Source organism: Mesorhizobium sp. WSM1293, from assembly GCF_000513875.1.
GTDB classification, from domain to species: domain Bacteria; phylum Pseudomonadota; class Alphaproteobacteria; order Rhizobiales; family Rhizobiaceae; genus Mesorhizobium; species Mesorhizobium ciceri.
On sequence record NZ_AZUV01000001.1, the window covers coordinates 145,862 to 162,688 of the forward strand.

At 63.5% G+C, this 16,827-nt stretch carries 16 protein-coding genes and 2 tRNA genes; 11 read left to right on the forward strand and 7 right to left on the reverse strand.

What is annotated here, in order from left to right; genetic code table 11:
- Positions 1-11 precede the first annotated feature (11 nt).
- A complete protein-coding gene (locus M729_RS0100775) occupies positions 12-845 on the forward strand; it encodes a TonB family protein (protein WP_245267525.1) in 834 nt (277 codons plus the stop codon).
- 62 nt (positions 846-907) lie between these two features.
- Complete coding sequence (locus tag M729_RS0100780) at positions 908-1,222, forward strand: antibiotic biosynthesis monooxygenase (RefSeq protein WP_027039045.1); 315 nt, start codon at positions 908-910, stop codon at positions 1,220-1,222.
- Between the two features lie 114 nt (positions 1,223-1,336).
- Here M729_RS0100780 and putA read toward each other — a convergent pair whose 3' ends face one another.
- On the reverse strand, positions 1,337-4,951 hold the full coding sequence (gene putA / locus M729_RS0100785) for a bifunctional proline dehydrogenase/L-glutamate gamma-semialdehyde dehydrogenase PutA (RefSeq protein WP_027160464.1): 3,615 nt from the start codon (positions 4,949-4,951) through the stop codon (positions 1,337-1,339).
- Between the two features lie 163 nt (positions 4,952-5,114).
- On the opposite strand from putA, the gene M729_RS0100790 reads away from it, so the two are divergent.
- Positions 5,115-5,567, forward strand: coding sequence for an Lrp/AsnC ligand binding domain-containing protein (locus M729_RS0100790; RefSeq protein ID WP_027160465.1), 453 nt, complete (start codon positions 5,115-5,117; stop codon positions 5,565-5,567).
- Between the two features lies 1 nt (position 5,568).
- Here the strand turns inward: M729_RS0100790 and M729_RS0100795 are convergent, their stop codons facing one another.
- Together M729_RS0100795 and M729_RS0100800 are read right to left on the reverse strand one after the other, a co-directional pair.
- Complete coding sequence (locus M729_RS0100795) at positions 5,569-6,768, reverse strand: cytochrome c peroxidase (RefSeq protein ID WP_027160466.1); 1,200 nt, start codon at positions 6,766-6,768, stop codon at positions 5,569-5,571.
- A gap of 7 nt (positions 6,769-6,775) precedes the next feature.
- Positions 6,776-7,225: a FixH family protein gene (locus M729_RS0100800; RefSeq protein ID WP_027160467.1), complete on the reverse strand. Its 450-nt coding sequence runs from the start codon at positions 7,223-7,225 to the stop codon at positions 6,776-6,778.
- Between the two features lie 152 nt (positions 7,226-7,377).
- On the opposite strand from M729_RS0100800, the gene M729_RS0100805 reads away from it, so the two are divergent.
- Positions 7,378-8,298: a sugar kinase gene (locus tag M729_RS0100805; protein WP_027160468.1), complete on the forward strand. Its 921-nt coding sequence runs from the start codon at positions 7,378-7,380 to the stop codon at positions 8,296-8,298.
- 11 nt (positions 8,299-8,309) lie between these two features.
- Here M729_RS0100805 and M729_RS0100810 read toward each other — a convergent pair whose 3' ends face one another.
- The 4 genes from M729_RS0100810 to M729_RS1000000138720 all read right to left on the reverse strand — a co-directional run bounded on the left by M729_RS0100810 (position 8,310) and on the right by M729_RS1000000138720 (position 12,326).
- Positions 8,310-9,332 (reverse strand): aldose epimerase family protein, encoded by a 1,023-nt coding sequence (locus tag M729_RS0100810; protein ID WP_027160469.1) that lies wholly within the window; start codon positions 9,330-9,332, stop codon positions 8,310-8,312.
- A gap of 91 nt (positions 9,333-9,423) precedes the next feature.
- Positions 9,424-10,881: an NAD-dependent succinate-semialdehyde dehydrogenase gene (locus M729_RS0100815; protein WP_013531228.1), complete on the reverse strand. Its 1,458-nt coding sequence runs from the start codon at positions 10,879-10,881 to the stop codon at positions 9,424-9,426.
- Positions 10,882-11,071: 190 nt separating this feature from the next.
- The gene (locus M729_RS0100820; protein WP_027160470.1) at positions 11,072-12,022 is read right to left on the reverse strand and encodes an AEC family transporter; all 951 of its coding nucleotides are present in this window, start codon (positions 12,020-12,022) and stop codon (positions 11,072-11,074) included.
- A gap of 70 nt (positions 12,023-12,092) precedes the next feature.
- Positions 12,093-12,326: a hypothetical protein gene (locus M729_RS1000000138720; protein ID WP_032898557.1), complete on the reverse strand. Its 234-nt coding sequence runs from the start codon at positions 12,324-12,326 to the stop codon at positions 12,093-12,095.
- A 20-nt stretch (positions 12,327-12,346) separates the two neighbouring features.
- Between M729_RS1000000138720 and M729_RS1000000136770 the strand changes: the two genes are divergently transcribed.
- From M729_RS1000000136770 to M729_RS0100860, 7 genes are all read left to right on the forward strand, one after another.
- Positions 12,347-12,520 (forward strand): hypothetical protein, encoded by a 174-nt coding sequence (locus M729_RS1000000136770; RefSeq protein WP_245267526.1) that lies wholly within the window; start codon positions 12,347-12,349, stop codon positions 12,518-12,520.
- A 126-nt stretch (positions 12,521-12,646) separates the two neighbouring features.
- Positions 12,647-13,195, forward strand: coding sequence for a histidine phosphatase family protein (locus M729_RS0100835; RefSeq protein ID WP_013531226.1), 549 nt, complete (start codon positions 12,647-12,649; stop codon positions 13,193-13,195).
- 227 nt (positions 13,196-13,422) lie between these two features.
- Positions 13,423-13,496 (forward strand) — tRNA-Tyr (locus M729_RS0100840).
- 2 nt (positions 13,497-13,498) lie between these two features.
- A tRNA-Asn gene (locus tag M729_RS0100845) sits at positions 13,499-13,568 on the forward strand.
- Between the two features lie 352 nt (positions 13,569-13,920).
- Complete coding sequence (locus M729_RS0100850) at positions 13,921-15,063, forward strand: slipin family protein (RefSeq protein WP_027160471.1); 1,143 nt, start codon at positions 13,921-13,923, stop codon at positions 15,061-15,063.
- 230 nt (positions 15,064-15,293) lie between these two features.
- A complete protein-coding gene (locus M729_RS0100855; RefSeq protein WP_010909964.1) occupies positions 15,294-15,575 on the forward strand; it encodes an acyl carrier protein in 282 nt (93 codons plus the stop codon).
- A gap of 56 nt (positions 15,576-15,631) precedes the next feature.
- Positions 15,632-16,822 carry a beta-ketoacyl-ACP synthase gene (locus M729_RS0100860; RefSeq protein WP_027160472.1) on the forward strand — a complete coding sequence of 397 codons (1,191 nt, stop codon included), beginning with the start codon at positions 15,632-15,634 and terminating at the stop codon, positions 16,820-16,822.
- Positions 16,823-16,827 lie beyond the last annotated feature (5 nt).

A 16,827-nucleotide genomic window follows, 5' to 3' on the forward strand; every position in this document is an offset into this window, starting at 1 on the left:
TCCATGCCGCCGTGGCGGCGGCTTTTCTGATCTCGCCTTCGGGGATTTCGAGTTCCCAGAATGCCGAGCAGCCGGAAGGCAGTGATCAGTCGGGCACCAACGTGGTCGGCAGCGCGCTGGACAAGGACCCGACGGCAATAAACGTTGCACTGGTGCCCAGCCCGCAACCGGCCAAACCACAGCCGGCAACACCGCCCAAGCCGTCGCAGCCAACGGAGGCCTCCCAACCTGCCGCGGAAGCGGCAAAGCCGCCGCTCAAGTCTTTGCCGGAAGCTGTCAAACCGCAGGCGGTCACCCCGGACATACTGGTGGCCGGCGCCCCTCGCCCCGATGATCAGAGCGTGGCTCCCAAGACCGAAGCGCCGGCACAGCCGACCGTTCAGCCCAGGAGCACCGAGACGCCTGTCGCCGTTCCAGAACAGCCGCCGATCCCCAGCGCGAGGCCCAGTCCGGCAGCTGCCCCTTCAAAGACGGCGGATGAAAAGCGCGGCACGGCGGATGGCCAGGACCTGTCGGCGCAAGCGGCCAGCAAGGGCAAAAGGCAAAACGAGGCAGGCACTGCCGCGGAAGATAACTACCGCGGCGATGTCTTTAGAAAGCTCGGCAGCGTCAATCGCACTCTGCCGCCGTCCCTACAACTGGCGGCACGCAACAATGCGGTTGTTAAATTCGTCATAGGCAGGAAGGGCAACATAAATAAGTTGCGCATCCTGGAGACCTCAGGGTCGGCGGCTTTCGATCAGGCGGCGCTTGGCATTATCCGCAAAGCGGCCCCCTTCCCTTCGATTCCACCACAGGCAGCAAGCGCAAGTTTGGAGTTCGAAACCGAAATCGGCCCATTTTGAATGTGCGCAGAACAAAACGCTGCGGCCGCAAATCATCAACATCCCTGTGAGAGGAAACCACCATGTACATCGCCATGAACCGCTTCAAGGTGCAGACCGGCTCGGAGAACGATTTCGAGGCCGTGTGGAAGAACCGCGATTCCAGCCTTGCGGAGATGAAGGGGTTCCGCGAATTCCACCTGCTGCGAGGCCCGGTCAACGAGACCGAAGGCTACACGCTGTTTGCATCGCACACGGTGTGGGCGAGCCACGATGATTTCATCGCCTGGACCAAGTCCGAGAATTTCCGCGCTGCCCACAGGAATGTCGGCACGACGAAGGTCCACTATCTCGGCCACCCCCAGTTCGAGGGTTTTTCGGTCGTCGAAGGCGCGTAATGCATGTCGCCCAAAAGTGGTCCCGTTTTGGGACAACGACATGCATAAACCGAAAGAGATAGAGCCATTCACCGTTTCCACGAAACGGTGAATGGCTCTAACGACCGGCCGGAGTCAGGCTCCGGCCAGCAAGCTTGCATTGCCGCCCGCGGCGGTGGTGTCGACGCAGACGGCCCGCTCATGTGCATAAGCCGCCGGGTTCAACACTTCGCTGACCAGTGGCACGATCGGGCCTGAGCGATCAGCGATAACCCTGCGCACGATGCGCGCGGCCTCTGGTGTGCCGGAAAAAGCAACGATATCGACGCGCAGCGAGCGTGCCTCGACCGGATCAGGCCGCCCGTCGATGGCGGCCAGCGGGAGGCCCTTGCCGGTCAGAGCGGAAAGGGCTGCCGGTGCACCCGGCGCAACGGCCAGCACGGCGTTGCCGGCGGCGAGCGCCTGGATCGTCTGCGCCAGCAGCGTATCACCATCGGGACCGAGGCACAGCACCCGTCCACGTGGCGACAGCGAGAGCGTGTTGGCTTCGCCGGTCGGCCCGGGCAGGTCGACCTGGCCGAAATCGATGCCGGCGGCCGCACCAATGGCCGCAGCACCCTTGCCGCGCAGATGCTTCCTCAGAATGGCGATCCGGTCCGGACGCGTCGACCAGCCGCCAAGTGTGGGATCAGGCAGATTGTCGGCAAGCTCGGTCGCCGTGACCTTGTGGCCATCCTGCACATGGGTGCCGGCCTCCGGCCCCTTGCGGAAGCGGCGGAGATAGTGCGGACCGCCGGCCTTCGGCCCGGTGCCGGAAAGCCCCTCGCCGCCAAACGGCTGCGAACCGACGACGGCGCCGATCTGGTTGCGGTTGACATAGATGTTGCCGGCATGGATGCCATCGACGAAATGCTGCACGCGGCCCTCGATGCGGGTGTGCAGGCCGAAGGTCAGGCCATAACCCTTGCGGTTGATGGCGGCGATGACGGCGTCGATCTGGTCGGCGTCGAAACTGGCGACATGCAGCACCGGCCCGAACACCTCGCGCTCCATGTCCTCGATACCCTTGACCCGGAAGACATGCGGCGCGACGAAGCGACCTTCCCTGGGCGCCTCGAGCTTGGCGATCAGCCTGCCCTGCAGGCCCATCTTCGTGCAATACTCGCGGATCGAGCTTTGCGCCTCGTCGTCGATAACCGGGCCGACATCGGTCGAAATCCGCCAGGGATCGCCGACGTTGAGCGCCTCCATGGCGCCCTTCAGCATCTCCAGCATCTTCTTCTCGACGTCCTTCTGCACGTAGAGTACGCGCAGCGCCGAGCAGCGCTGGCCGGCACTCTGGAAGGCGGAGGCGAGGATATCGCGCACCGCCTGTTCGGGCAGCGCGGTGGAATCGACGATCATGGCGTTGAGGCCGCCAGTCTCGGCGATCAGCATGGCGTCGGGCGCGGCCGTCTCGGCCAGCTGCTTCTCGATCAGCTTGGCAACCTCGGTCGAACCTGTGAAGCAGACGCCAGCGATGCGTGGATCGGCGGTGAGCGGCCCGCCGACCGATGGGCCGTCGCCAGGGAGCAACTGGATGACGTCTTCCGGCACGCCGGCCTCGCGCAGCAGTTCGACGGCGCGGAAGGCGATCAGCGGCGTCTGCTCGGCCGGCTTGGCGATCACCGAATTGCCGGTAACGAGCGCTGCCGCGATCTGGCCGGTGAAGATGGCGAGCGGGAAATTCCACGGCGAAATGCAGACGATGGCGCCGCGCGCTTGCGTGCCCGTCTCCGCATTGCCCGCCTCGGTGGCGTAGTAGCGCAGGAAGTCGACGGCTTCACGCACCTCGGCGACGCCGTCGGCCAGCGATTTGCCGGCCTCGCGGGTGGCGAGTGCAAAGAACTCGACGGCATTCGCCTCATAGAGATCGGCGGCACGGTTGAGGATGGCGGCGCGCTCGGCGACGGGACGCTTCGCCCAGGCCGGTTGCGCTTCCACCGCAAAGCGCACGGCGGTCGCGACTTGCTTGGCAGCTGCTTCGCTGACCGTGCCGACCACTTCGGAAGGCTTTGCCGGGTTGACGATCGGACGCTGCTTGCCATAGCCGGCGGCCCGCGTAATCGGCTTGGCATGCCAGCGATCCGGCCCGGCGAAGGCCGCCCTGGCCTTGTCGATCGCCGCCAGCGTCACCGTGTCGGTGATGTCGAATCCTTTCGAATTGCGACGCCCGGCTCCAAAAATCTGGGAAGGCCGGGCAATCGCCGGATTGGCTGCCGGACCCTGGCTTTCGACCGTTTCGAGCGGATCGCGCGCAATGTCCTCCGGCTCGACATCCTCATCGGTCAGCTGGTGCACGAAGGAGGAGTTGGCGCCGTTCTCCAGCAGCCGGCGGACCAGATAGGCCAGCAGATCGGAATGCGCTCCGACCGGCGCATAGATACGGCAGCGCGTGCCTTCGGACCGTCGCACCGTCTCGTGCAGCGCCTCACCCATGCCGTGCAGGCGCTGGAACTCGAAGGCATCGCGGTTATTATCAGCCATCGACAGAATGGCGGCGACGGTATGGGCGTTGTGGGTGGCGAACTGCGGATAGATGCGGTCGGTCATGCCAAGCAGCTTCTTCGCGCAAGCCATGTAGGAGACGTCGGTGTTGGCCTTGCGGGTGAAGACGGGATAACCGGTGAGTCCCAACGTCTGCCCCCGCTTGATCTCGGTGTCCCAATAGGCGCCCTTGACCAGCCGAACCATGATGTTGCGGTCGTATTTTTTGGCCAGCGCATAGAGCCAGTCGATGGCGAAGGCCGCGCGTGGCCCATACGCCTGCACCACCACGCCAAACCCGTTCCAGCCGGCAAGTTCCGGCTCGGCCAGCACCCGCTCGATGACGTCGAGCGATAGATCGAGGCGGTCGGCCTCCTCGGCATCGATGTTGAGACCCATGCGCGAGTGGCGCGCGGCCAGCGCCAGCGACAAAAGCCGCTCGGCCATCACAGGCAGCATCTCTTCCTTCTGCGCCACCTCGTAGCGCGGATGCAGTGCCGAAAGCTTGACCGAGATGCCGTGGTTCTGCCTGATATCAGGACCGTTGGAGCCGGAATCGAGCGACGAAATCGCGTCGGCATAGGCCTTGTGATAGCGCAAGGCGTCGGCCTCGGTGCGGGCCGCCTCGCCCAGCATGTCGAAGGAATAGAGATAACCCTTCTGGGTCATCGGCCGGCCGCGCTTGACGGCTTCAGTGATGGTGCGGCCGAGCACGAACTGCTCGCCCATCTCGCGCATGGCGGCGGCCACCGCCTTGCGGATGACCGGCTCGCCCAGCCGCCGCACCATAGAACGCAGCGTGCCCTCGATGCCGCCCTCGCCTTCGTCGAGGACGCGGCCGGTCAGCATCAGCGCCCAGGTCGAGGCGTTGACGAAGATGGAGCTCGAACCGCCCGAATGCGCCGACCAGTCGTGCGGCGCGATCTTGTCGGCGATGAGGTCGTCCATCGTCTCGGTATCGGGCACGCGCAGCAGTGCCTCGGCCAGGCACATCAGCGCCACGCCTTCCTTGGTGGAGAGACCGTAAGCGGAGAGGAAGACTTCCATCAGCCTTGGATCCGACGAACCGCGCACCGCGCGCACCAGATCGGCGGCGCGAGCCGAGATCGCCTTGCGGTCTTTCCCGGAGAGCCCCGTCGCCTCGGCAAGCCGCTTCACGGCCTCGTCTTCGTCGGGCAGGTAGTTGGCGCGGATCTGCTGGCGGATGGCATCGAGCGCTGGCATGGCGGTCCCGTGGATCGAGCAAAGGGGATCGGGCCGGCGGTCACCGGACCGAATGGCGCAAGCTAGCACAAGTGCAAAATTTCGGTCGGTCCAAAGAAATCGACATTGCAGGTCATTCGATCTATCAGAGCGGCATATAATTGACATTTGGACTGCCGTTTCGATGACAGAAGACCAATTGGACCGCATAGATCGGAATATCCTAGCCGCACTTGCAAGCGATGGCCGGCTTTCCATGTCAGAACTGGCCGCAAAGGTCGGCCTGTCGAAGACGCCGGTGCAGGCGCGGGTGAAGCGGCTTGAGAAGGACGGCTATATCAGAGGCTACCAGGCGATCGTCGACCGCGAGCGCATGGGCGAAGGCCATGTCGCATTCGTCCAGGTGAAATTGTCCGACACCAGATCCGCCGCGCTCGACGCCTTCAACCGGTCCGTACAGGCTGTGCCGGAGATCGAACAGTGCCACATGATGGCGTCGAGCTTCGATTATCTGCTGAAAGTCCGCACCAGGGACATCGCCACCTACCGCCGCGTCCTCGGCGAGCGCATCTCGGCCCTGCCCCATGTCGCCCAGACCTCGACCTTTGTGGCGATGGAGACCGTGAAGGATCGGTAGATCACTCCGAAAGCGTCTTCAAGAACGCCACCAGAGCAGCGCGTTCTCGGTCTGAAAGCTCCAACGGGTGAACCTCTGATACCCCTTCGACGCTGGGCGCGGCCTTCGCATAATGCGCCACGACCTCGTCGAGCGACGAAAACTGCCCGGCATGCATATAGGGCGGTCGCGTTGCCGCACCGCGCAGAGACGGCGTCTTGTAGGCGCGGATGAGTTGTGGCGCATTCTTGACCATGAAGCGCAGTTCGCCGCAGGCGGCAACGTCGCCGTCCCGATAGGCGCCAAGGCAGTTGAACGGGTCGGCCTCGACTTGGTGCACGGCATCGATGCGGCCGCGATCCGGCGGCAGGCCCGCAACAGGCGGCACGCCGGTGTTGTGAAAGCTGTTGTCGGTGAAGCGCGGGCCGTTGTGACAGGTCACGCAATTGGCCTTGCCGATGAACAGTTTAAGCCCAAGGACTTCTTGTTTGGAAAAGACTGCGTCGCCCTTCGGCTCGGCACCGGTGGCGAGGTCCAGCGCAAAGCGGTCGAAGCGCGCTGGCGCTGGCGCTATCGAGCGTTCGAAGGCGGCAATCGCCTTGCCGATATTGACGAAGACACCGTTGATGGCGTCGCGCTGCGCGCTGCTCATGGCATTCCAGGCTGCTTTCTCGGCATCGTTTCCAAGTGGGCTGGCATTCAACGGCATGCCGGAAAAATCGGGCAGCGGCCCAAAAATGCGCTCATAGCGCTCGCCGAAGCGCGCCTTGATGTAATGCGCGTAGGCAGCGCGGTTTCCCGCCTGCTCCAGCGGATTTTCGAGCGGCGTCAACGCTTGCGCCCACAGGCTGTCGCGACGGCCATCCCAGAAGAACCAGGGATCGCGCGCCACGCCGGCCAGCGGCATGGTGCGCCGGTTGGCGTGGCCGACGCCGACCGCCTGCGGCAGGTCGTCCTGGAACTGGCGGTCGATTTTGTGGCAGGTCGAACAGGATACCGACCCGTCACCGCTCATGCCCTGATCGAAGAACAGCGTCGAGCCGAGTGCGGCGGCCGCCGGCACGTCGGCAAAACGATTGGTGGTGTCGGGCTTGAGCGCCGGCAGCGACGACAGCGCCAGCGAAGCGATAGTCTTCTTTTCTGCGTCGGAAAAATCAGGCTTGCCGCAGCCCATGAGGACGACGGCGACCATCAGCGCCAGAAAGCGGAAAAGGCGCTTCATCGATCGCTCACAGCACCACGTTGAACAGTACTGTATCGGAGCCGGCGCCGGATGAGATGGCGAAACGAAGTTGCCACCAGCCGCTCATGGTGAATTTCAGCCCCTCGATGCGGTAACGGCCTTCGCCCAGGTAATCGGTGACCTGCGGGCTGGTCGGCAGGCCGTGATTGTGTTGCGGCATGCCGCCGGAGATGGCGATCGCGGCGCGCTCCACCGAAGCCCCTGTCTTTGTTTTCAGGGTCAGCAGCCAGGATTCCAGTTCGCCCTGCCGCACCACGCCCCGTTCCGGCACGAAACTCGCCACGTACAGCCCGTTGTCGGTTTTCTTCGTCAGCGCGACATCCGGGCCGGCTGGCAGCGACGAACGCGGCGCCGTCAGGAAGACGACCGCGAGAATGCCGACCAGCAAGGCAGCCAGACCAAGACCCGCCAGAAGATAACGCCATATCGATGCCAAACCGGTTCCTCTTCTGCAGATAACGCTCTGCCGAACGGATCGCATCCCGCCAGCCTGTGGGAAAACGCTGTGGCGGAAAAAACCCTGCTTGCCAAGCATGGCGCTGCCGATGGCAAAAAGCTACAGCACCGGGAAGCACTGGAGGATTGTAGATGGCGGGAACCGGCGTCGCCTCGATCGGCGAATGCATGCTCGAACTGTCGGGCCAGACCGGACCGAACTGGCGCATGGGCTTTGCCGGCGACACGTTCAACACGCTGTGGGCGCTGTACGCGCTGAGCACTGAGCGGCCGGCAACCTATGTCTCGGCCTTCGGCGACGATCCGTTCTCGCAAGCCCAGATCGATTTCTTAGGCCAGAACGGCATCGGCATCGGCTCCAGCCCGATCATAGCGGGCGCACGGCCTGGCCTCTATGCCATTACGCTGACCGGGGCCGAGCGTTCCTTCACCTACTGGCGCGGCGACGCCGCCGCGCGGCAGCTCGCCTCAGACCCAGCTGCATTGTCGGAAAACCTGGTAAATCAGGCGCTTGTCTATTTTTCCGGAATCACTTTGGCAATTCTGGATGAGGCCGCGCGCGCCGTATTGCTGGCGGCCGTCGCCAAGGCGCGCTCGGCCGGTTCACTTGTCGCCTTCGATCCCAACTACCGGCCGCGGCTTTGGCCCAATCGCGAGAATGCACAGGCAGCGATCGTCGAAGCCCTTGCCGCCACCGACATCGCATTGCCGACTTTCCCCGACGAGCAGATGCTGTTTGGCGATGCAACACCGCAAGCGACCGCAGAGCGACTCAGGCAACTGGTTAGCGAGGTCGTCGTCAAGAACGGCGAGCAGCCCGCCCTGATTGCCCAAGGAGAAACACTACGCGAAGTCCCGGCGATCCATGTCGCCGCCCCCGCCGATACGACCGGCGCCGGCGATTCGTTCAACGGCGGCTATCTTGCGGCTCGTCTTGCCGGCCACGACCCGCAGGAAGCCGCGCGCCGTGCGCATCGTGTCGCCGCCGCCGTGGTGCAAGTGCGCGGCGCGCTGGCGCCGTTCGAGATGCTGCGGGCGGCTTTCGAAGGCTAAGGTCGGAAAAACTAGGGCAGGCGGAACCTGTATTCCGTGACGTGGTGGTAGATCGCGCCCGGCCACAGCGTTGCTTGCGGGAAATAAGGCCGGTTCGGCGCGTCCGGCCAAATCTGCGGCTCCAGGCAGAAGCCGCAAAAGGCCTTGTAGTTCCGCCCTTCCAGCCCGGTGCGCGGCGTCACATACTGGCCGGTATAGAGCTGGACGCCGGGCTCGGTGGTCCAGACCTCCATCTCGACACCGGAACTGGCGCCTTGCGTCCATGCCGCCTGCTTGAGCGGCCCGCGTGCCGAAGCAAGGCAGAAATTCTGGTCGTAGGGCAGTTGATCACCCTCGGTTTCCATGCGCAGCGGCCGCGCCTGGCGGAAATCGAATGGCGTGCCGTCAACCGGCTTGACCACGCCTGTGGGGATCATGTCGCCATCGACCGGCAGGTAGGCGCCGGCATTCAGCATCATCCTGTGGTCGAGAATGTCGCCTGCGCCGCCATCATCCAGGTTGAAATAGGAATGCTGGGTGAGATTGCACAGCGTCGGCTCCTCGCAGGTGGCGGTCAGCTCGACGCTGAGCGTGCCGGGGATCTTCAGCCGGTAGGTGCAGGTGACGTCGAGCGCGCCGGGAAAACCCATCGTGCCGTCGGGATCGTGCAGCGTCAGCGTGACGAAATCCCTGCCATGCAAGGAAACCGTCCACGCCCGGTGGGAGTAACCTTGCGAGCCGCCATGCAGCGTATGCTTGTCGAGGAAGTTTTGCTCGGTCTGGTAGCGGCTGCCGCCAATGGTGAAGCGGCCGTCGCGGATGCGGTTGGCATAGCGGCCGACGACCGCACCGAAGAAGGCCGTATCCGTCTCGTAGCCTTCCAGACTGTCATAGCCGAGCACCAGCGGAGCATCGTGCCCGGTCAGGCGCAAATCCTGGATGATCGCGCCCAGACCGATGATGTTGGCTGTGATGCCGCCGCCCCTGATCGTGAAGCGACGCACCTGCTCGCCAGCCTGCGTCGTGCCGAAAACCTCGCCGTCCTTCATCGCCATGCCCGTAAATGCCAGTTGATCCAGAAGACTTCGGCTGGTTTTTCCATGAGAGATGGGCAGGCCATCGGCCTCCCATCCCAGGGATAGCCTATCAGAGGCCGAGGCCGCCGATGCAGACATATTTGGTGTCGAGATAATCCTCGATGCCCTGATGCCCGCCTTCCTTGCCGAGGCCGGATTCCTTGACGCCGCCGAACGGCGCTTCCGGCGTGGTGATGAGGCCTTCATTGACCCCGACCATGCCGTATTTCAGCCCTTCCATCACTCGGAAGGCGCGGCCGAGGTCACCGGTGTAGAAGTAGCAGGCAAGGCCGAATTCGGTGTCGTTGGCGAGGGCGACGGCTTCCTCTTCGGTCTCGAACTTGAACACCGGTGCGACCGGGCCAAAGATCTCTTCCTTCATGAAGCGCATCTTGGGTGTCGCGTTGGCGATGACCGTCGGCTGGAAGAACGAACCGCCGAGCGCATGGCGCTTGCCGCCGGCAACGATCTTGCCGCCCTTTGATGTGGCGTCGGCGATCAGTTCCTCGACCTTCTCGACCGCCTTCTCGTCGATCAGCGGCCCCTGCTGCACGCCGTCCTCGAGGCCGGAGCCGACCTTCAGCGCGTTGCTGGCGGCAGCGAGCTTCTCGACGAACTTGTCATAGACACCTGCCTGGACAAGGAAGCGGTTGGTGCAAACGCAGGTCTGGCCGGAATTGCGGTACTTGGCGGTGATGGCGCCGGCGACGGCACGCTCGAGGTCGGCGTCGTCGAAAACGATGAACGGCGCGTTGCCGCCGAGTTCCATCGACACCTTCTTGACGGTGACCGACGACTTCTGGATGAGAAGCTTGCCGACCTCGGTCGAGCCGGTGAAAGTGATCTTCGACACCAGCGGATTGGCGCAGATCTCGTCGCCGATCTCGCTGGCCGAACCGGTCAGGATGTTGACGACGCCCTTGGGGAACCCGACTTCCTCTGCGAGCGCGCCCCAGGCGAGACCCGAATACGGCGTCTGCGACGCAGGCTTGACCACGGCGGTGCAGCCGGCGGCGAGCGCCGGGCCGAGCTTGCGGGCCAGCATCGAGGACGGAAAATTCCACGGCGTGATGGCGGCGATGACGCCAACCGGCTCCTTGGTCACCAGGATGCGGCGGTCCGCCCATGGCGACGGCACGACGTCGCCATAGGTGCGGCGACCTTCCTCGGCGAACCACAATATGTAGGACGCGGCCGAGCCGATCTCCCCCTTCGATTCGAACAGCGACTTGCCCTGCTCGATGGTCAGCAGTTCGGCCAGCACGTCCTGATTGTCCATCATCGCGTCGTGCAGCTTGCGCAGCAGCTTCGAGCGCTCGAGCGCGGTCGTCTTGCGCCAGGTCTTGAAAGCTTCCGCGGCGGCTTCGATGGCGCGGCGGGTCTCGGCCTTGCCCGACTTCGGCACGGTGCCGATCTTGAGACCGGTGGCAGGGTTGTTGACGTCGACCGTCTGGCCGCTGTCGGCCTGCACCCATTCGCCATTGATGAGATTGGCCTGCCGCATGAAATGGCTGGTTTTCTGAAGCATGCTATCCTCCGTTCGGCGCCCTGACGGGCGGGTCTGTGAAATCTTCGGTGCGCGTGCGCCATGGACTGAGGCCGGCACGCCGGAGCCACTGCTCTTTACCGAGGGCAAGGCACGCAAGCAATCGCAAGATGGCATATAGGGCTTGGGCCAGAGCGAGACGAGAGCAGGCTGACGTGCTTACACCGATGCCTTACCCGAAAACGTACAAGACAACAGTCAGCCAGAACGCGGTGGTGACGGCGGCGCAGGCCGTGGCGAGGGTCATCTGGTTCGACGCCAACGCCTGGCCGGTGTTGAACTGCACCGCGATCAGATAGGAATTGACGCCGGATGGCATCGCGGCCACCATCACCGCCACCTTGGCCGTCAAGGGCGGCATGCCGAGCAACCAGACGAAGACCAGCACCAGCGCCGGCATCAGGAACAGCTTCAGCACCGAAAGCGCCAACGCCGGCCGGACATTGCCCGATATGCCGAAACGGCGCAGGCTGAGCCCCATGGCGAACAGCGCCACTGGCCCGGCAGTGTCAGCCAGCGTATCGACCAGCCGCGTGGCAAGGTTCGGCAGCGGCGCGCCGGTTAGGCGCCAGGCCAGCCCGGCCAGGATACCGATGATCAGGGGATTGGTGAACAGTCTTCTCAGAAAGCTCTGGACGATGCGCAGCGGGTGTACGGGCTCACTGCCACCGCGGCCAAATATCTCGAACATGATGATCGAAGCCATCATCATGGTCGGCAGATGCACGGAAACGAGCAGCGACAGCACTTCGAATCCCCTGGACCCGAATACGCCGAGAATGAAGGGAATGCCCAGCAGCACCACGTTCGAGAAGGACGACGACACTCCACCGACGATGCCTGCGCGTGCGTCCCGCCCGAAAATCCGCGTCGTCACCAGATGGCCGGCAGCCCATGTCATTGCAACCGCCGTGAAGTAAGCGCCCCACAGCGGCCAAGGCGCCACGCCGTGGAAGTCGGACTTCACCATCGTCTGGAACAGCAGCAGCGGCATCGCCACGTTGATGGCAAATTCCGAAATCCCCTCGCCGCTCGCCGGCTTCAGATAGCCGGTGAGCCCGGCGAGGTAGCCGAGCGCGACAAGGCTGAAGACGAAAAGAACGGTTTCGGTGAGCGGAGACATTTTTACCGTGAGGGGCGGGTTTCCCGTGATAGGCGAGCCAGGACCGCGACGCAATCGCGCCTGAATTTGATCATCGTCGGCTGGCAGCGTTATAGAGGGCTTGGATCATCAGGGCGGACACGAACGACAAATGGCCTTTGTCCGACTCTCGAACCTCAGTCTTTTGCAGCGGGCATGGCTGACGGCTTTCGTCGCCGCACTGCTTTGTCTTGCCGCGACCGCGCTTGCAGTTGCCGAGACGAAAAGCGACGCGCGCAGCGTCACCGATCGAGGCCGCATTCACGGCGACGCTGAAGGTATTCACCAGGGAAGCCTTCCGATGCAATGGCCTTCGCGCAGAACAATCTCGGGGATGTCAGCTGGAATCGGGCCAGCTATGGCGGCGGCAAGGCCGAATATCAAAAGGCGATCGGATTCTTCGAGAACGCCAAGCAGGGTTTACCGAAGCCGGCTACACCATGCCCATCCCTCTCACCGACCAGAAGGTCGATCTGGTGAAGAAGCAGATGGCGAAGAAGTAGGTCTACGCTTCCCGCCGACCGCGCCTTGTCTTTCGGCCGGCTTTACCGTCCCTATATGTCCTGCCACCGGAACCCCTTGCCGGGAACCGCAGAAGGATAGCGGATGATTCGATTTGCCTTGGCGTTGTTCCTGCTTGTTGTTCCCGGCGTGGCCCACGCCACGGACGCAGGCTGGGCGCTGCTGCGCGATGGCGGACACGTCGTGCTGCTGCGCCATGCCATGGTCACCGGCACCACCGATCCGGCCAATTTCGACATCGACAGCTGCGCCACCCAGATGAACCTGTCGGCGCGCGGCAAGCAGCAGGCGAGCAAGATCGGCGCTCTGTTTGCCGCTCGGGCGGCACCGATCGAGCGCGTGCTGTCCAGCCGCTATTGCCGCTGCCTCGACACCGCCCGCATCGCCTTCGAGGCCGACCCGGAACTCTTTGCACCGCTCGATCTCCTGAAAGGCGACGAGACGCAGAAGGCCGCGCAGACCGCTGCGATCCTGAAGGAAATCCGCGCCTATTCCGGCTCCGACAATCTGGTCATGGTCACCCATCTGGAAGACATCGTGGCACTGACCGGCATCTCACCGCGCGAAGGTGAGGCCGTCGTCGTCGAGCCGCAAGGCGATGGCCTGCGCGTGCTCGGCCGCGTCACCTTCTGAGCGTGCTGCGCGATCGCTGACGCCGAAAGCGGTGTTGCTGAAATGCCACCGTTGAAAGAAGCCGCAAATTCGCCGTGACAATGCCGCTTGCGACAACCCGTCGCAGGGGCTATAGGCGCGCTCCCGGTCACGAGAACCGAAGCGAGCACAACGGTTGGAGCTTTCGTCTCCGCCCGTGCAGGCGGCATTGCCGCCCTGTATACGGCGCCGCTTTGGGGATTGGGATCGCGGATGTAGCTCAACTGGGAGAGCGCCGGACATAATCCGGAGGTTGTGGGTTCGAGTCCCTTCATCTGCACCACGGATAGCTCGGTTTGGTTAGAGCATCAGATTGTTAATCTGACTGTCGAAGGTTCGATTCCTTCTCCATTGGCCTTGAAAAGCCATCCGAAAAACGGTCCGGGGACTGGAATGCGAAAGACTGGACGGGTGACCCAAGCCTTCGGGCGCGGATCATCCCAAGCGTCTTTCGCCATCGGCTCGCGGCCAGGCCCGCGGTGACGATCAAGGCGCGGTGTCGCCGGCAAGGGAGGCTAAGGCCTCCTGCGCCCGCTTCGCTGCCCCGCGATCCGCTCCCGAAGGCCCGCCACGGCTCGATGCCACCAGTCCCCGGATCATTCGTGCCCGGGCTACGACGCAAGAGACGACGTGAAACGAGAAACGAAGGGAAGATCGACGCATGACGTGACGCCTCGCATGGGGCCATGCCCGACAGGAGTAAGACAATGACCATTCTCGACAAGGTTCTTGGGCGCGAGCGCGTCCTCGTAAGGGAAAACGAACGTGCCCTCGCCCTCCACAAGGGGGAGATCAAGGCTGTTCTGCTGCCGGGCGAGCACTGGCTCGCCAACCGGCGCGGCAGCCTCGAAGTGTCTCGGCACGATCTGAAGAACCCGGAATTCGTTTCGGCATACGAGAAGGCGTTGTTCGACAAGCTTCCGGATGTGGCCGCGCGTCATTTCACCGTCGTTCGCACCGGGCGCACGGATGTCGCCGTCATCGAGCGTGACGGCAATCTGCACGCCGTGCTGGCACCGGACCGCAAGCTCGTGCTGTGGACGGATGCCGGCCCGTGGAAGGTGACGCTGATCGACACGTCAGTCGATCTCGCCATCGATGCGGCGATCATGCGCCGGCTCGGCCAGGCCCGGAAGGCGGAATTGATGTCCGTCCATCCGGTCGTCGATGGTCAGGCCGGACTGCTGTTCATCGACGGTGTCCTGGTCAGGACGCTGACGGCGGGCGTGCATGGCTTCTGGAACGTCGGACGCATGGTGCAGATCAAGGTCGTCGACCTCAAGCGCCAGTCGCTCGACGTTGCCGGGCAGGAAGTGCTGACCAAGGATCGCGTGACGATCCGCGTCAACATCGCAGCCGAATACCGGGTCGTCGATCCGGTCAAGGCGGTCAGCATGGTGAAGGACTTCTCCGAAGCCCTCTACCGCGCCCTGCAATATGCCTTCCGCAAGACGCTTGGCGCGCTGACACTCGATCAGATCCTCGAAAAGAAGGTGACGATCGATGAGGAAGCGGCAGCCAAGGTCCGCGCCGACATGGCCGAAATCGGCGTGGAGGTCAGCGATATCGCGCTCAAGGATGTCATCCTGCCGGGCGAGATGCGCGAGATCCTCAACCAGGTGGTGTCGGCCGAAAAGCAGGCCGAGGCCAACATCATCCGTCGCCGCGAGGAGACGAACGCGACCCGTTCCCTCCTCAACACGGCCAGGGTGATGGCGGAAAACCCGGTGATGCTGCGGCTGAAGGAGCTCGAGGCGCTGGAAACCATCGCCGGCAAGGTCGAGCGGCTGACCGTCCACAACGGAACGGGCGGGCTGCTGAACGATCTGGTCAAGCTTCGCGACAGCTGATGCATGTCGCCAAAAGTGTTCCGCTTTTGGAAAAACGACACGCATCGAAATAAGGCTGACGTTGCGTCAACAGAAGGGCCGCCGGGTAAACCGGCGGCCCTTCTTGCGTTTCGAAGAAAACCTACCCATCTGCGCCCGGCGTATCAGGCCTTTTCCTGCCGGAAAAAACCGATTAGACAGCGCCCAAACAAGATGCGGACAGATTCCGCCCGCAACCGAAGGAAAAGCCCTTGTCCACCACGTTCGACAAAGTCGCCAAGATCATTGCCGACACCAGCGAGATCGATATCGACACCATCACGCCCGAGAGCCACACGATTGACGATCTCGGCATAGACAGCCTCGATTTTCTCGACATCGTCTTTGCCATCGACAAGGAATTCGGCATCAAGGTGCCGCTGGAAAAGTGGACCCAGGAGGTCAATGACGGCAAGGCTTCGACCGACGATTACTTCGTCATGAAGAACCTGTGCGCCAAGATCGACGCGCTGGTCGCCGCCAAGACCGCCTGACGTCAGTTGAGCGCACGATCTTGACGCGCTCTGCCGCCTGACCCACAAAGCCGCACATGAGCAGCCCCCGCGACGTCGTCATATCAGGTATCGGCCTTGTCTCCTCGCTGGGGGAAGGTCCTGACGCCCACTGGCAGAAGCTCGCGCAACCGGGCCCGCAGCCGGTGCTCGAAGCGACGCGCTTTGCACCCTATACTGTCCATCCGCTGCCTGAGATCGACTGGAACCTGCAGATCGCCAAGCGTGGCGATCAGCGCCAGATGGAAACCTGGCAGAGGCTCGGCACCTATGCTGCCGGCCTTGCACTGGACGACGCCGGCATCAAGGGCAATGACGAACTCTGCGCGACCATGGACATGGTTGTGGCGGCGGGCGGTGGCGAGCGCGACGAGGCGGTCGATGCCGCCATTCTCGCCGCTTCGGAAAGCCGCAATGACCGCGATGTACTGCTCAACGAGAAATTGACCACCGAATTGCGCCCGACACTGTTTCTGGCCCAATTGTCCAACCTGCTCGCCGGCAACATCTCCATCGTCCACAAGGTCACCGGTTCGTCCAGAACCTTCATGGGCGAGGAAGGTGCCGGTGTCGCCGCGGTTGAAACGGCCGCCGCACGCATCCGCTCGGGTCAGTCGACGCATATCCTGGTCGGCGGTGCCTTCCAGACCGAACATTCCGATATGCTGCTCGGCTATGAACTCGCCAGCTATCTGCATCGCGGCCCATGGAAGCCGGTTTGGCAAAGACAGGGCACTGAGGGCGGTGGCGTCGTGACCGGCTCCGGCGGCGCCTTCCTGGTGCTGGAGCAGCGCGAACACGCGATGAGCCGCGGCCGCAAGATCTATGCAGAACTTGGACCGGTCGTCTCCGGCCGCGCCCGGCGGCCACGGGGAGAACTCGACGCCGAGATCGCCGCACTGCTCAAGCAGGCTGCATTGCCGAACGGCAAATTGCTGACCCTGTCGGGCGCATCGGGGGCGCATGCGGCGACAACAGCCGAGAAGGCAGCGCTCGATGCCAATCCGGCGATCGCCGCGCGTGGCTTCTCGACGCTGACCGGGCACATGAAGGAAGCACAGTTTCCTTTCGCTGTGGCACTGGCGGCACTCGCTGTCGACCGCAAGGCCGCCTATCCTGTTTTTGATGCCGCAGCCGAGACGCCGTTCGAAGGCGTTCCCCAATCCGTCCTTGCAACGGCGATCGGCTATCACCAATTCGAGGGCATGGCGCTGGTCAATGCCGCGTAACGCGG

Coding starts and splice junctions, on each gene's coding strand:
- M729_RS0100780 (WP_027039045.1), top strand. CDS start 908: ATGTACATCGCCATGAACCGCTTCAAGGTGCAGACCGGCTCGGAGAAC.
- putA (WP_027160464.1), bottom strand. CDS start 4,951: ATGCCAGCGCTCGATGCCATCCGCCAGCAGATCCGCGCCAACTACCTG.
- M729_RS0100790 (WP_027160465.1), top strand. CDS start 5,115: ATGACAGAAGACCAATTGGACCGCATAGATCGGAATATCCTAGCCGCA.
- M729_RS0100795 (WP_027160466.1), bottom strand. CDS start 6,768: ATGAAGCGCCTTTTCCGCTTTCTGGCGCTGATGGTCGCCGTCGTCCTC.
- M729_RS0100805 (WP_027160468.1), top strand. CDS start 7,378: ATGGCGGGAACCGGCGTCGCCTCGATCGGCGAATGCATGCTCGAACTG.
- M729_RS0100810 (WP_027160469.1), bottom strand. CDS start 9,332: ATGGCGATGAAGGACGGCGAGGTTTTCGGCACGACGCAGGCTGGCGAG.
- M729_RS0100815 (WP_013531228.1), bottom strand. CDS start 10,881: ATGCTTCAGAAAACCAGCCATTTCATGCGGCAGGCCAATCTCATCAAT.
- M729_RS0100820 (WP_027160470.1), bottom strand. CDS start 12,022: ATGTCTCCGCTCACCGAAACCGTTCTTTTCGTCTTCAGCCTTGTCGCG.
- M729_RS1000000136770 (WP_245267526.1), top strand. CDS start 12,347: ATGGCCTTCGCGCAGAACAATCTCGGGGATGTCAGCTGGAATCGGGCC.
- M729_RS0100835 (WP_013531226.1), top strand. CDS start 12,647: ATGATTCGATTTGCCTTGGCGTTGTTCCTGCTTGTTGTTCCCGGCGTG.
- M729_RS0100850 (WP_027160471.1), top strand. CDS start 13,921: ATGACCATTCTCGACAAGGTTCTTGGGCGCGAGCGCGTCCTCGTAAGG.
- M729_RS0100860 (WP_027160472.1), top strand. CDS start 15,632: ATGAGCAGCCCCCGCGACGTCGTCATATCAGGTATCGGCCTTGTCTCC.